Annotated in this window: 7 protein-coding genes; all 7 read right to left on the bottom strand. The window is 57.9% G+C overall.

Annotated features, from left to right (window positions below):
• Positions 1–763: sulfatase-like hydrolase/transferase (locus tag QEH57_RS06500; protein WP_343224761.1), on the bottom strand; the 763-nt coding region annotated here is incomplete at its 3' end.
• Between the two features lie 325 nt (positions 764–1,088).
• Positions 1,089–4,499: a TonB-dependent receptor plug domain-containing protein gene (locus QEH57_RS06495; protein ID WP_309005882.1), complete on the bottom strand. Its 3,411-nt coding sequence runs from the start codon at positions 4,497–4,499 to the stop codon at positions 1,089–1,091.
• A gap of 737 nt (positions 4,500–5,236) precedes the next feature.
• Positions 5,237–6,763: a sulfatase gene (locus QEH57_RS06490; RefSeq protein ID WP_309005881.1), complete on the bottom strand. Its 1,527-nt coding sequence runs from the start codon at positions 6,761–6,763 to the stop codon at positions 5,237–5,239.
• A 7-nt stretch (positions 6,764–6,770) separates the two neighbouring features.
• Positions 6,771–8,021, bottom strand: a complete 1,251-nt coding sequence (locus tag QEH57_RS06485; protein ID WP_309005880.1) for a DUF6786 family protein — start codon at positions 8,019–8,021, stop codon at positions 6,771–6,773.
• 44 nt (positions 8,022–8,065) lie between these two features.
• Positions 8,066–9,646: an SGNH/GDSL hydrolase family protein gene (locus QEH57_RS06480; RefSeq protein WP_309005879.1), complete on the bottom strand. Its 1,581-nt coding sequence runs from the start codon at positions 9,644–9,646 to the stop codon at positions 8,066–8,068.
• A 78-nt stretch (positions 9,647–9,724) separates the two neighbouring features.
• Positions 9,725–11,134: an arylsulfatase gene (locus tag QEH57_RS06475; RefSeq protein ID WP_309005878.1), complete on the bottom strand. Its 1,410-nt coding sequence runs from the start codon at positions 11,132–11,134 to the stop codon at positions 9,725–9,727.
• A 449-nt stretch (positions 11,135–11,583) separates the two neighbouring features.
• Positions 11,584–15,093 carry a TonB-dependent receptor plug domain-containing protein gene (locus QEH57_RS06470; RefSeq protein ID WP_309005877.1) on the bottom strand — a complete coding sequence of 1,170 codons (3,510 nt, stop codon included), beginning with the start codon at positions 15,091–15,093 and terminating at the stop codon, positions 11,584–11,586.
• Between the last annotated feature and the right edge of the window lie 399 nt (positions 15,094–15,492).

The raw sequence follows: 15,492 nt of genomic DNA, 5'->3' as shown, positions 1-15,492 counted from the left end.
CGCTCTCCCCTACCTCCTCCAAGGCGTCGAGCACCATGCCGAGGGCGTGGTCGAGCTGGGTGATGTTGCCCATGTACTTCGCGTTCTCATGGCCCTCGTAGAGCTCCTGGAAGCGCAAGTCGGTGGCGATGGGGGAATGCGGCTCGTGGAACCAAACCGAAAGCGCGAAGGGCTTCTGCGGATCGCGCAGATTCTTCAGCCAATGGGCTGCCTCGCCCGCTACGATCTGGGCCGAGTAGCCTTCGATCTCGCCCAGCGCTTCGCCGTTGCGATAGAAGTTGTCCGGATTCTCGTGGCTCGGGCTGGCGTTGTTATGCGTATACAGCCAATAGTCGTAGCCGTGGTCCCCAGGTTGTGGATACTCGGGATTTGCGAACTGCTGCTTGGACAGCAAGTGCCACTTTCCCACGTGGCAAGTCTCGTAGCCAACCTCCTTCAGCAGCTCCGGATAGGTGATTTCGCTTTCCCGCAAATAGGCCGGACCATTGCCGGAAAGGTGGCGATACACCCCGTTGCGGTAGGGAGTGCGTCCGGTCAGGATCGCCGAACGCGAGGGCGAACACACGCCGGCCGCGGAGTAGCATTGGGTCAACTTCACCCCTTGGGCCGCCATGCGATCCATGTTGGGAGTCTGTATCAGCTCGTGCCCGTAGGTCCCGGAATCGCCCCAGCCCATGTCGTCGGCCACGATCACCACGATATTGGGACGGGCGGCCTGGCCGTAGGCGAACAGCGTCAAAAGGCCCGCGAACAAAGCGAACATTACCTTAAGATTTCGAAGCGTCATGATACGTAGTTAGGGTTTCGATACCAAAGCGGCGTCGTTTGGGTTCGGGCAAATGCATTGGGGGTGACTTCCAAGCTGGAGGGGGACAGCTATTGCAGGACGCTTGCCGTGGCAATGCGAGCTGAAACCCCACCCTATTTTTAGGTAGGGCGCGCCTCCGGCCGCTCGCCGGAATCCTGCAAGCCCATGAAAACGAAAAAGCCTGCCCGGCTGCGACTTGGCACCCCGGCAGGCTATGAGCAACTCGTTTCCCGGTTCGCCTTCAGGCCTTCCCGGAAAAGAGTTTTGAAATCAGCGAACCCTAGAAATCGATAGTGGTAGTGAGTTTCCAGGTACGCGGTCCGACGATGGTGTAGCGGCGAACATTGCCGTCGATCAGGTAGCGCAGCGGCTCGAAGCTGTATCCATCCTGCAATACGTTGTCGACGTTCACCTGGAACTTCGCATTCGCATCGATCCCGAACAGTTTCAGCTTGGTCGAATACGAGCCCATCAGGTTCAGGCGGAAGTCGTCGTCCGACTCGTAGATCGTGATGCTGTCATAGTCGCCGTACACCACATCCGGACGGGTCCGTACCGTTGTTTCACCTGTCTCGTCGTCGACGTAGTTGAAAAAGTGATTCAAGGTACGCTTGTCCCGCCAGGTGAAACCGCCGCCCACGGTGAAGCCTTTGAACTTCCCTTCTCGGAAGCGGTAGGAGGTGAACATATTGGCCTTCTTGGCGCTGGAGCCGGTGTCTATGTCTTCGACCTGCAGCTTGGTCACGCCGGTCTCCTGGCCGATGTAGTCGTAGGCGCGGCCGATGGGATGGAGACTGGCGAACAAGGCTTCCGCGCCCTCGCTATCTCCCGCTTCGATCAATTCGTTTATGGCGACGCGAACTTCCTCCAGGACGAAGGACTCGTTCTTCTCGTCTTCGATGTTGCGAAGGGCGGTCTTGAGGTCGTCGAGGTAGCTGTCGCCAGCCGCAGCGTAAGCTTCGTAACGGGCCATGACGGCTTCCTTTTCGCCAGCGAGCCAGACGAGATCCTCGTCGTAGAGGCCCTTGCGCGAAGAGCGGAGCATGTCGGAGAAGTTAAAGGCGAGCCTCCAGTTTTTCGACGGATTGGCGACGATTCGGACGTCGTATCCCGCAGACTCCTTGTCGATCAGGGTCTGGTTGGCGCCCACAGCGTAGGAGGCCAAACGCTCTTCTTCGCTCAGGTAGCGAGGATCGCTCTGGGCCATCGGCAGATTCGTGCGCGAGTCGTCGACGATCGGGTTGTTGTTCTCGTCCAGGAGGTAGTCCCCCTCTTCATCCTGAAGGTAGTAGATAACCCCTTCTTGAGCGCGGACGAAAGCGTCCAGAACCGCGCGGTGCGGCTCGAGCAAGTTCTCCTCGACGCCGCCGCCCGTGGACGAGTCTTCCGTGCGGTTCTCGAAATAGTTCAACGCCAGCGAGACTTTGCGGTCGAAGAGGTTGAAGCGAAGTCCGATGTCCTGGCCGAAGCCGTCGCCGCTGGGAGCCACGATACCGGGAATAATGACACGGTAGATGCTCGGGTCGGAGCGGTTGGTCGATCGGTTGTAGACCACCGACATCCAGTTGGTAGGCTTGTAGACGAGGCCGAAGGTCGAGTTGGCAGCCGTCGACTCCTTGGTATCGGTGGGCGTCGAGGACTGGAATGATTCCGACATGGCGTTCGCTCCCGGCAATCCCGTGTTCGGGTCGATGTAAAGGAAGGGGCGAGCCGCCTCGTCCAGCAGGGCAATGGAACCATCCGCGTTGTAGACCACGTTCCCGTCCTCGTCCTTGACGACTTGGGAATTCGCGGTCCTGCCGTCGAAGACGTTGGTGATCGCGTCGGTATTGCGCAGACCCACCGTGCTGATCACCTTATCCTTCCACCAGCGACCGACCCAAGTGAAGGACGTGCCTTCCGTATCGGTAACCGTTTCGCGCTGATGTCCCCCGCCGAGCCGGAACTGCTTCGTTCCCAGCAAGAAGGGGTTGCCGTCGCCATCTTCAACGAGCATCTCGACCGGATCGAAAAAGGAGCCTGGCTTAATTTCGCTGTCGTCTACCGGATACCCGTCAGGCCCCGCCGCGTAGTAGTGCCGACGCCAGATGGTGTTGTTGGCGTGCAGGGCGTTGTTGCCCACCAGATTGTAGCGGCCCAGATTCACGCCCCGAGCAATGGCCTCGTGCACGTCCAGGATCTCTTGTGAGGTGGATCGCGCCCATGACTTCTGCATCTTGTTGGCGGCGATATTGATGCGGTGGTCTCCCCAGCGCTCGGTATCGAGCAAGTAACCGATAGATCCTCTCAAAGTGGTATCGCTGAGAAAGAAGTTGGGCTGCTGGATCTGCATTTCCGAATACAGGTAGTAGCCATCTTCGCTGGGACCGAAAGGGTTCACCATGTCATCGAAATGCGGGGCGCCCGCGGCCACGCCGTCGAACACCTTGTTCGGGTCCGCCTGAATCGCCAGGTTGCGGCTCGTGGGAGCCGTCCGGAAAATGTCGTTGTCCGAATCGAAGTACTCGAGGTTCAGGAACAGGTTTGGCCGAATCCTTTGGTTGAGCGTGACCTTGAGGTTCTTCACATCTTGATTCTCGTAGGAATCGGGGCCGAAGGGAGTGAATTGCGAGATGTCGACCTCTTCGTCCGACAGCATCCGACCTGCTACCGAAGAGCTCGTGCGAGAGAAGTTATGCAGCGGAATGATATTGCCCGCATCGGTAGGCAGCCCTTCCGCCGCGAAATCGAGGTTGTCTATGAATACCTTGCGCTGGGAATTGTTGCCACGAATTAAACCGTAGGAGCCTAAGCTATTTCGGTTCACCCCCGCTCGGTTGAAGGCCTCGAAGGTGCCGGCGCCGTACAAGGCCTCGTATTCCTCGCTATCCCAGACCGCATCCCACGCTTGCCACGCATCCGTGGCGCCTTGGTTCACCGTCCACTGTTTGTCGATGTGTCCCCTTTCGTAGTTGGCGCTAAACTCCGTGCCTTCGAAGGGCCTCGCCGAGAGCACGAAGGTATTGCGACGACTGTCGTTGTAGGCGCCCGCCCGCCAGCTTTCCTTGTCCTCAAAAAGGGAGATAACCTTGAAGCCCAACTTGCCGTCGATCAGCACCTTGTTGAAATTGAAGATGTTACGGAACTGATCGTCGGAACCCACCGTGGATTGGATACGGAAGGAGTCGCGCTGCATGCTCGCGCGCTGCGTGGAGAGATTGACCGCCCCACCCGCTCCGCCGAAGCCGAAGAGCACCGCGTTCGGCCCTTGGGAGATCTCCACGCGCGACGCGTTGTAGGTGTCGATGGTGCCGCCGCCATTGTTGTTGTCCACCGTCACGGAGGCGCTGCTACCCCGGATGTTCTGCAAGCCGTTGGCCACGAAGTTCAAGGTGGTGCCGACATTCTCCTCGGTCGCGAGTCCGGTAGGGGCATCGCCGTGGTCCGGCTCCGCATTCACCGCATAGAGCAGGATGTCGTCGATGTTCTCCGCGCCGACGTCCTCCAGGAACTCCATGGTCAGGACGTTTACGGACTGAGCCACATCCTCCAAGGACATGTTCAAGCGGCTTCCCGCCAAGGTATTTTCGGCGCGGTAGCCTTGGTCTTGCGAACCGTCTACTTCAAAGGGAGAAAGCTCGAAGACCTCCTCTTCCTTCTCACCGTCCTGAGCCTGCAGGAAAAGCGATCCCAACAAAGGGAACGCAAGCATTACGCCCGCACATTTTCGAATGCGTACCGAAAAGAGGTGGGGAAACTCAGCTATTGGGATATTCATAAGGTAGAATACGAAACCGTATTATTGTGGGTATTGTTCAGTTATGGGTTATCAGAAACGGGCAATCGACGATCGCTTGGGGTCATAAGCAGGACCGGAAGCAGGCTGTCGTGTCCCAGAAACAAGCGAGGCCCCAAATAAACTCCGCAATCCACTGAGGTATAGGGACATACGAAAGACCTCGCGCTCCGAGAATAACGATTTTTCGCAGCTGTCGCAACGTCCGTTCGTCCAGAAGGCGTGTCCGTTTGTCTATCTCGCTAGAAATCAATTCGTTACGCGAATAGGCGTCCCCTTCTCAGCTCGCGTTTTTCCCTTCGCCCAAGCCACTTTTTACCTGGCCCCAATGACCGTATTCGCCAGGTACATACAATCCCATAAGCCCCTGACCTCGTGCACCTTGCACACCCCGAAACAGAACGGCACTCTTTTTACGCGGAGATCGCCTCCCCAGATACGATTCCGCTCGCCGACCCACGCTTATCACGTATTCCTCACCGGGCGGCCACGGGCCCGTAATTAGGGAAAATCCGTATTCAGCGACATGATACGCCAAACCTTGGGCAAAGCGCTGCCTCAAGGCCACCTAGCGCCTTTTTCCCGTTTCGCCGACGGAGCCGGCGAGCCTCTAAGGAATCGTCACCCCCACGGGGCCATTCCTAGTCCCTAAGCTACTTCAAAACCGAGCTCGGCGGCAGCGGCACCTCGTTTTCCCGACGCCACTGCTCCAATTCCTTCACCATGCTCTGGGCGACCTCCGGGTGGCTCCGGGACAGGTCTCGACTCTCCTTCAGGTCCTCTTGGGTATTGTAAAGCTCGATACGCCCATCCTTGAGGTATTGGATCAGTTTCCAGGGTCCACGCCTCAGAATCGAGCAAGCGGGATCCTTATAGGCGCTGGCGATATGCCAAAAGAGCGGCCGCTCGACCAACGATTCCCCCTTGAGCAACGGCAGCAAACTCTCCCCGTCCAGGGTGCCCCGATAATCGCTTACGCCAGCAAGCTCCAAGAAGGTCGGAAAGTAGTCCAGCCCTTGAACCGGCGTTTCGACGCGGCCGGGCCGCACCCGACCCGGCGCGTTCACGAAAGCGGGGACGCGCAAACCGCCGTCGTAGACGTTCCCCTTGGCTCCCCTCACGTTGCGGTTGCTGCTTTGCAGCCCGTTAAAGCCGTTGTCGGAGGTGAAGATGATCACGGTGTTCTCCCGCAAACCCGCTTCCTCCAGGTAGTCCACCAGCCGCTTCACGTTGTCGTCGATCGACTTCACCATGGTCGCAAAGGCTGCGACCTCCGTGCGATCGCCCACGCCCTGCCCAGTTTCCGGGTCCGCCGCCTTTTCCATGAAATGCCGCAAGGCCGCCTCGTCGCGGGGCACCGTCGGCCGGTGCGGAGCGTAGAAGTGAAGATTCACGAAAAAGGGCTCCTCGGAATGCCGCTCGATGAAATCGATCGCTTCATCCATCAGCCGATCCGTCAACCACCCGTCGTCCTCCTTGTCCTCGATAAAAGGATTCTTGAACGGCGCCACATAGCCCCCGCCGGGAGCCTTGTAGCCTTGCTTGTATCCACGAGCTGGATCGCCCCACCAGGTACCGCCCACGTTTTCGTGAAAGCCGCGACCAAGGGGATAATATTGCTGGATCTCCGGAGTCAGATGGGCGGGAAGCCAGCTCAAGTCTCCGTTCGGCGGCTGGGCCAACTTCTTCTGGAACGGGAGCGCTTTCTCTTCCTCCGGATTCGGTCCCACGATGTGCCACTTGCCCAAGTGGATCAGCTTGTAGCCAGCTTCATTCAAAGGCTGCGAATAAACGGGGTGCTCCTTCTCAACCGTCCAGCGGGAAAAGATATTATCCTGCGCGTCCCCTCGCTCCAAAACCGGCACGTTGTAGCAGCCGGTGCGAAAGGAATGCTTGCCGGTCAAAAGCGCCGCCCGCGAAGGCGAACAGGTCGGGTACATGAATGCGTTTTCGAAAACCACCCCACCCGCGGCGAGCGCGTCGAGGTGAGGCGTCTCGAAATACTTGCTCCCCATGAAGCCCACATCCTGCCACCCGAGGTCGTCGGCCATGATGAAGACGATGTTCGGCTTCGCGGCGGAATCCGCAGCAACGGCGAATCGCCCTGCCAACAGCATCGCCAATGCCAACAGGATAGCCCCCAGCGGCCGCTTCGAACGGTGAAAGGATGTGGCAATCATAAGCTGACTAGAACTGGGTCCGGATCGTTTCCAAACCAACCCCAAACAATTCCACAGCGAGCTGGTCGAGCTCCGCTTCGGAACCATGGAAATGGTAAGTCTGCTGGATGTGCGTGAGCGTTTCGCCCGGCTTCAGGGCGGCGGCGGGAGAAGAGGTTTCGAGCTCGTAGAAAGGCCCCAGCGGAGCCACGCCTTCCGCGGGCGAACCGTCGTTGTAGGAATTGATCACGTCGCCGGAGTAAGGCTCCTTCTGCAACTCCCACATGGAATTCACGAAACCGTTGGGCGCCTCCTGCACGTTGTAGGTCACCACTGTCAGGACCTTCCCCTTCGCGTCGTAGCTGCCGGCGATTCCCTCGGAGCGCTGCGGCGAGATTCCAATCTTGCCGCGACGCGTTCCGTCGCCCCGGAAGTATAGGATGTCCTCTTCTACCTTCAGGTAGTCCTCCGGCACCTTGCCGAAATAAGTGTCGTTCACCTTGGGGCCGAGCTTCGCCTCGCTGCCTTCCTTGAAAGGGATCACCACGGTAGTTTCGGGCGATGGGTTGTACATGCCCAAGATCCAAATCGACAACAAGCCGGTCTTGGGATCCCAAGCCTTGTCGCCTTGATTGGTCACGCGATTATCCGTTTCGTATCCAACCAGCTGGATACCCTCGCCTACGGAAACGCCGAGCGACTTTTCCGCCGCCTCCGCCCCCAGCAGCGAAACGGTGCGTTCGATACCAAGCTGAAACTTCGTCCCGCTGTAGTTCATCAACTCCGCCTCGTGCTTAAACGTAGCGGATTTATCACTACGCTTCACGAGCTCGAAAGCATCGGTGTCGATGGCCGCTGGTGTTTTCCAGTCTTCGAACTCGAACTTGTCGCCCGGCTTGAAGAAAATCGCGTACTGTCCGCCTTCCGGACCAAGCCAGAAGCGCTCCTCGCCTCCAAAGATATAGATGTGATCTTCCAGTTTCCCTTTCTGCTCTTCCGGCGAAAGAATGCCCTTTTCGATGACAGGACGGTTGATCCAGCCGAAGCTCGGCCCCTCCGATCGATCATAGGTACTGGTCATGACACGCCCCTGGTAGTCAGGGGCTACCGCCACCGCGGCGTTCCCGTCCTGCAGCAGAACGATAGGAGTATGCTTTTCCATGAACGCCACATCGCTGGCAAACTCGCCGTCTCCACCTTTGGACGTGCATCCACACAACAAATACAGAGCCAATCCAGCTGCTCCGATCTCAGTTAAAGTCCTTTTCTTGTTCTTCATACGTTCTCTATCTATGGGGTTCTCTTATCGCTTTCTCACAGAGATCAGCTGTCAAGTTTGATTGAATAGGTTTCTGCCAAATGGCGAATCAGTTCCTCCATCTCTTCATCAGCTAAGGGGCGCTCGTAGATGAGAAGACGGGCAATCTCGCCGCTAAAGGATTCCTTGCCTGGGTGATTGGTTGCGTCGCGCTCTTGGCCGATGGCCATTTTGGACGGATTTGCCTCTGGGTTCACCGGCACCTGCTTCGTATCCACAGGAACAGACGAATTCACGAAAAGCTCCAGGTCCACCAGCTCGTGCCCCTCGTCCATTCTGCCCATGACGATGTAGTAGCGATCTTGCTCGAGCGGCTTTTCGCTCACCACCAAAGGGTTGAGCCTTTCATGCCAGAGGGTCGGCTTTCCCTCTCCGCGAATACCGTTCCGGGTCCCCATCCAAACACGGTTGTCATCCATCAGGTTTCCCCAGAAACCTTCGTAAAACGATCCGTTCTTCAAATTGCCGAAGAACGAGTTCACGTCCTTCTTGCCCACGTTTTGCTCGTAGGCGCACATCACCGAAAACCAAGTGTATCCACTTCCGGTCACCAGATGGTCAAACGCATCCTCGTGCAGATTCACCAGCTCCTGCTCCTCGAAGACAAGCGTATCATTCCCACCGATACGGGCCACCGCTCGCTTCAATGTGGGGCGCCCCGATCCGGGGAGCTCGCGCCCTTCGTCTCGTTTCACGAACCGGTCCGCAGCCGTCCCCTCCACCTGATTGCGCCAGGCAGCCACCCGCAATCCGTCTTCCAGCTCCACGCCGCGATTGGCATCAAGATCGAGCAAAAGCCAGTCGCGCACGGGCAGGTCTCCAGCCTTCGAGGATCCGCCGCTCGCCCGCAAGGCCGCGGAGATTTCGCTAGCCACCTTCTCCGCCAGGTAGGCCGACCCTTCCGGCGTGTAATGCACGTCGCCTTTTTGCCTTTGGATCTTCGCATACCGCTGCAGGGCGTGGGAGTGCAGATCGTTGATCCTGATTCCGTTCGCCTCCATGATCTCGCCCGCAATCTCGTTGTAGACGAGGTCGTCGCCCAGCTTGCGCCCGGCCTCGAATTCCGGAACCGGCGTCGTGGCGCACCAAATCAAAGTCGCATCGGTTCGCTTCAGGCGAGCCACGATCTTTTCCATGTTGGAGCGGTACTGCTCGGGCGTAGCAGTGATCGTTCCGTTCACCTTGTCCCGATAGCCCTGCGTCTTCGACTCGGGATGCCGGTAGCAAAGGTCCCATAGGCCCCAGTTGAAATGAATGACATCCCACTTGCCCGGCTCCATGGCCAGCCACTTATCCAAATGCTCCAAGCCGTAGGCAGAATTCTTCCCGTTTCCCGGAATTCGAAAAACGTCCGCCTTCCCGTGCAGCAGCTTGCGAACATCCACCGTGTAAGCGTTCGAAATCGAGTCGCCGATCAGCAACACATTGGGCCGTCCCGGATGGTCCTTCGGATTCTTGAAGGCCTGCGAATACTCGGGCCCTTCGAAAAGCTCCTCCTCGCTTGCCAACTCCTTCTCGGCAAATGCGAGCGATACCGAGCAGGCCGCCAACACGGCCCACCTCACTGCTCTGAATAATGCGACCATGACTTTGGGGGGATAACTCGAATAACTCACCAGCTTAACACATTCGGACCGTTCGCTGCCATCGCCTAAAAAGGCGATTTAAGGGCGGTTCCCAGCCTGCTTCGGCGCAAGGCTCTGTCGCGGAACATGAGCCTCCTCGAATAGCTTCGCAAAGCGGTCCACCACTTCAGGATAGCTCGCGGCCAAGTCCCGCTCTTCCGCAAGGTCGCTCGCGGCAAAAAGCAGAATCGGATCCTCTCCCAAGCGTACCGCTTTCCAATGGCGGGTCAGGGCCGCGCGCTTCTCGACCTTCGCCTTAAACTCCCAGTAAAGATAGTCGTGCTGCGCTTGCTCTCCCTCGCCTACCAGTGTCGGAAGAAAGCTGATACCGTCGACTCCCTCTGGAACCGTCGCTCCCGTCAGGTCGCAGAGGGTTGGCATCACGTCCCAAAACGCGGACAGATGATCGGTCTCGCTTCCGGCGGCGATCCGCCCGGGCCATCGAGCGAGCATAGGCACGCGGATCCCGCCTTCGAACAGGTCGCGCTTGCCGCCGCGCAATTGCCCGTTCGAGCCGAAGGCCTCCGGATCCTGACCGCCTTCGCTATGCGGGCCGTTATCGGACGAAAAGATCACCAGCGTATCCTCGGCGATGCCCAGCGTATCCAGTTTCTTCATAATCTCCCCTATCTCCCAATCCAGACGGCTAACCATGCCGGCAAAAGTCGCTCGGGGTTCCTGCACGGGGCCATACTCGCCTCCGCGTCCACCGCCACCTCCGGGAAAGGGATCCACTTCCTCCACCTTGCCGCGATACGGAGCGACCCATTCCTCGGGCGCCACCAAATCGGCGTGCGGTATCAGCGCCGCGTAATGCAAAAAGAAGGGCTGCTCCTGCGCGGCGCGTTGATCGAGGTAAGCCATGATTTCCTTCATGAACTCGTCGTGAATATAAGTATCGCCCGTGTGCTTTCGATTGTTAGGAAAGGCGACCGTTTCACCATTGCGATACACGACTTCCGGAAAATAGTAATGCGCCGCGGCGTGGCTGTTGAACCCATAGAAATAGTCGAATCCCTTGCGGTTCGCGAAGCCCGGCTCGATCCCATTGCAGCCCAACCCGTTTTTGCCAATCATGGCCGTGTGGTAGCCCACGTCCTGCAATACCCGGGCGATCGTTATATCCAAATCGTCCTCCCGCAGCTGAACATTCCCGTTTCCCCGTACCCACAGGTGCCCGGAGTGCAAGCCGGTCATCAAGGACGCTCGCGAGGGAGCGCAGACCGTGCTTCCGGAATGATGGTTGGTGAACTTCATCCCCTCGTCCCGCAGACGATCGATGTTCGGCGTCTCGATCAGCTCTTGTCCATAACAACCGAGGTCCCCGTATCCCAGATCATCCGCCAGGATGTATATGATATTCGGCCGCGCTCCGAACAGGCAAGCTGGCAGCAGGAAGCCCGCGAACAGCAGGAACTTCAAACGGCGACTTAGTTGGCTAGTTCTCATCGATAATCTAAATGCTAAACAATTCTACGGCTCCCCCAACGCATCAGCAGAACTGAGTCGACGAAGCTCCCTTGATTCGCATGCGATAGAACACGGCAGCGGCGAAAAGGCGTCCGGACAAGGCCACGATCAGGAAAACGAAGGAAAGGTATCTAAAGGGCATGGGGTTCAAGGCGCTTCGAACGCCCTCACAGGGCCATTCAAAAAACCCGTGACCTTACCAGATTCCAAGCCATGCCACTATCGCCTGAAAAGGTGATTTATCAGCCCCGCTCGAGAATAGGACGTTCTTCCGACTAACGACTTCGCGCAAAAAAAGGCAGCCTCGCGTGGAAGCTGCCTTATTGCGAAAAGGACGGGAGCCCTCCGACCCTACATCGAAGGATCCCCCCTTTTCTCCCTAATAAGCGTCGATACCCTACATCGACGCGAAAAACCTTAGCATGGCTCTAGAATTTGACAGTGGTCGTGAGCTTCCAGGTACGAGGCGTAATGGTCGTGTACTTACGAACGTTGCCGTCGACCATGTAGCGCAGCGGAATCATGCGGTGCTCCGGCTCCAGGACGTTGTTCACGTTCAACTGGAACGATACTTGGGCGTCGCGCTGGCCTAGCTTCATCTTCGTCGAGTACTTCGCCATCAGGTTGAGCCTGAAGTCATCTTCCGAGAGGTATTGGCTGATGCTGTCGTACTCGCCCAGCTCCGCGTTGGGGCGGGTCGTGGTGTAGACCGAACCATCTTCGTTCACGTAGTTGTAGAAGTGGTTCAAGATACGCTTGTCGCGCCAAGTAAAGCCACCGCCTAGGCTCATGCCACGGAATCGACCGTCCTTGAAGGTATAAGTCGTGAACATGTTCCCCTTCTTCTTGCTCGATCCAGTGCTCACCTCTTCCACCATCATCTTGTCGATCGACGTCTCCTGGTCGCTCCAGTCGTACACGCGGCCGACGGGATGCAGGCTCGCCATCAAAGCATCCGCCGCTTCGTAGTCGCCTGCTTCGATGAGGTTCTTATAACGAATCTCGTCTTCCTCCAGGATGTAGTTGCTGTACGCGCCTCCGCTGTTAAGGGCATCGACCAAAGCCTCGGCGGTGCCGTCCCCCGCAGCGACGTATTGCTCGTAAAGGTCTCGCATGAGGGCGCTTTTCTCGTCCCTCCAACCGAGATCTTCTTCGTAGAGGCCTGTCATGTTGGATTTCAGCATATCCGAGAAGTTGAAGGAGAGCCTCCAGTTGCGAGTCGGATTCGCGATGATTCGGATATCGTAACCGCTAGACGACCTGTCCACGAGCGTCTGGTTGACGCCTGTTGCGTTCAGAACCTCGTACTCTTCGTCGCTGATATAGCGCGGATCGCTCTCAGCGATCGGAGCCACGCTTCTTTCTTCGTCGACGATCGGCTCCCCGTTTTCATCCAGGATTTCCATGCCGTTCTCGTCCAATTGATAATACTCGAACCCATCCTGGACATCGCGGAACGCGTTCAGCACATAACGGTGCGGGTTGAGTATATACGAATTGATACCGCCTCCTGCCATCGAGTTGTTCTGCTCGTTCTCGAAGTAATTGACGTTAACCGAAACCTTGTTGTCCAGGAGCTTGAAGCGCAGGCCGATGTCGCGTCCGAAGCCATCGCCGCTAGGGGCGATCACGCCCGGCAGAATGGTGCGGAAGATACTTGGATCCGAACGGTTGTCAGACTCGTTGTAGACAAGGGATGCCCACTTCGTGGCCTTGTAGACGATGCCGAGGCTGCCGTTGTTCGCGGAGGAGGTCTTGGACTGCTCAGCCTCGGTCCTCGTGTAGCCTAGGGACTGGTTGTTCGGCGCAAGCTGGCCGGCTAGCCCCGCTTCCACCAGAGCCTCCGTCTCGGGATAAAAGTACAGGAGATCGCGGGCCGCCTCGTCTATCAGGGCCGGGCTGCCGTCTTCGTTATATACGACGTTTCCGTCTTCGTCCTTTATCACCGCAGCGTTCGCATAAACGCCGGGATATATATTGGTCGTCACATCCGTCTTGCGCACACCGAACGTGGTCGTCAGGCGGTCCTTTAGAAACTTGCTGGAAACGGTGAGGCTGCCTCCCGAGGACTTGTTCTCGGTGGTGCGGAAGTTGCCCAGTCCGGCCGGAGCCCACATCGAGCCCAGCAGGAGGGGGTCTCCATTGCCGTCCTCGACCAGCATGCTAACCGGCTCCGTCAGATCCCCTACCGAGATGTGAGTATCGTCGATGGGGTAGCCATCTGGACCGGCTTGATAGTAGTGGCGACGCGTCACTCTGTTCCGGACATTCATGTAGTTCGCGATGAGGTGATAGCGGCCGAGGTCGACCCCTTCCTCGATGGCCGTCCGCACGTCGATGCTCTCGTGATAGGCCTCCCTGCCGTTCGACTTGAGCTTGTTGTTGAAGGACAGGTTCACGCGGTGCTTGCCCCAGCGTTCCGTATCGAGCTTGTAGCCCAAGGATCCGCGAAAGGTACGGTTCTCCACATAATAGGTCGCCTTGGTTGTCTCGGAATCTGAATACATCCAAAAGCTGTCTTCCGTGGGGGCGAAGGGATTCGCATAGGAGTCGCCATTTTCGTCTGCCGCGAAAACAGACCCGGGACTGACCGCCCCCCACACTTGGTTCGGGTCCGCATCGATGACCACCGAGCGGGCATTGGCAGAGGTTTGCGTCGCGTCCACATCCGAGTCCCAATATTCAAGATTGAGATAGAGGTTTGGCCGCAAGCGCTGGGTGAGCCCGATCTTGAAGTTCTGGATGTTCTCCTCGCGCGTGGCGTCGTCGCCGTAAGCGTTGAAGGCGGAGACATCGATCTCCTCGTTGGAGAACATGCGACCGCCAACCTCAGCGGTGGTGCGCGGCATATGCAGAAACGGAATCACATTGCCCGCATCGGTCGGCAATCCGGCAGCCGCAAAATCCAAGTTGTCTATGAATACCTTGGAGCGGGCGTTTCTGCCGAGCTGGATGCCAGTGGCGCCACGGACCGCTCCGCCCACCGCGTTGAACTCGCTATAAGCCGCCTCGGCCGAATAGGTATCGTGATAGCTTCCATCCAAGAAGGCATTGGAAAAACTCATGTAGCGATCCGTGAGGCTTCCCCGCAGCCCGTACACCGAGTCAACGTGCCCTTTCTCGTAGTTGGCATGGACCTCGGTTCCCTGGAAGGGACGCCAAGTGGCAATGAAGGTGTTGCGCTGGCTGCTCTTGGTCTGCCCTGCTCGCCAGCTATCCGCGTCGTCCAGCAGCGAGATGACCTTGAAGCCGAGCCGGTTCTCGAAGATCGACTTGTTGACGTTCAGGATGTTGCGGAACTGGTTGAAGGATCCCACCGTCGAGGACAGCGAGAGAGAATCCTGGGTCGTGCTCGCCTGTTGCGTCGAAAGATTGACGATACCGCCCGAGCCGCCGAAGCCGAAGAGCACCGCATTGGGACCCTGCGAGATTTCCACGCGAGACGAATTGTAGGTATCGATGGTCCCTCCGCCGGAATTGTTATCCACCGAGACAGAGGCCTTGGACCCACGCATCTTCTGCAAGCCGTTCGCCGCGAAGGCCAAGGTATCGCCTACGCTGTTTTCGTCGACCAATCCGCTCACCCCATCCGCATAGTCCGGCTCGGCGTTCACGGCATAGAGCAGGATGTCGTCGATATTCTCGGCTCCGACATCCTCGAGAAACTCAGCCGTGAGCACGTTCACGGACTGGGCCACATCCTCCAAGGACATATTCATGCGGCTCCCGGCCAGTGTATTCTCGGCGCGGTAGCCCTGGTCTTCCGACGCATCGACGACGAAAGGCGAAAGCTCGTGGACTTCCTCCAATTCCTCCTCCTGGGCGCTCAGGGCCGGGGCCAGCGCAAAAGGGACTGCCAGCAAGGCAGAAAGTTGACGCGTATAGGGGCGGCGGAATAACGGTCCCTCGCTCGGAACCTCAGGTTTAGGGTGCTTCATTTTGTAATGAGTGTGGGGTGGGTTTCGTAGTTTATCGTTCTGGCCTAAGCGGGGGCGCGGGGTGGAGCGGGTAAGCGATTCGAGAGCGAAACGGTGGGATCCGTGCTGCTCTCCAGTCGGGCGCAATGGGTGCCGCGTCCTTTTCTTAAACCACCCCCAGACAGCTCCGCCCCCTCTCTAAATCCAAGCGGGTTTCCGTCCCAAGAAGGGAATATTTTGTCTTACCCGCTGATATGTAAACACTTGCAAGCTCCACAAAAGCTTCGCACCAAGCGAGGAATCGGGTTGCGAGCGTTGATCTACGACTGCCGATACGTAGGGCTGGCGCCGTGTTCAAGAGCGATTCATTTCAAATTGAGAACCCACCGCAAAAAAAGGGCGCCTACCGATACGGTAAGC

Origin of the sequence: Pelagicoccus sp. SDUM812005 (assembly GCF_031127875.1) — a bacterium.
Classification (GTDB): Bacteria; Verrucomicrobiota; Verrucomicrobiia; order Opitutales; family Opitutaceae; genus Pelagicoccus.
This window is presented reverse-complemented; position numbering and strand designations above follow the sequence as displayed.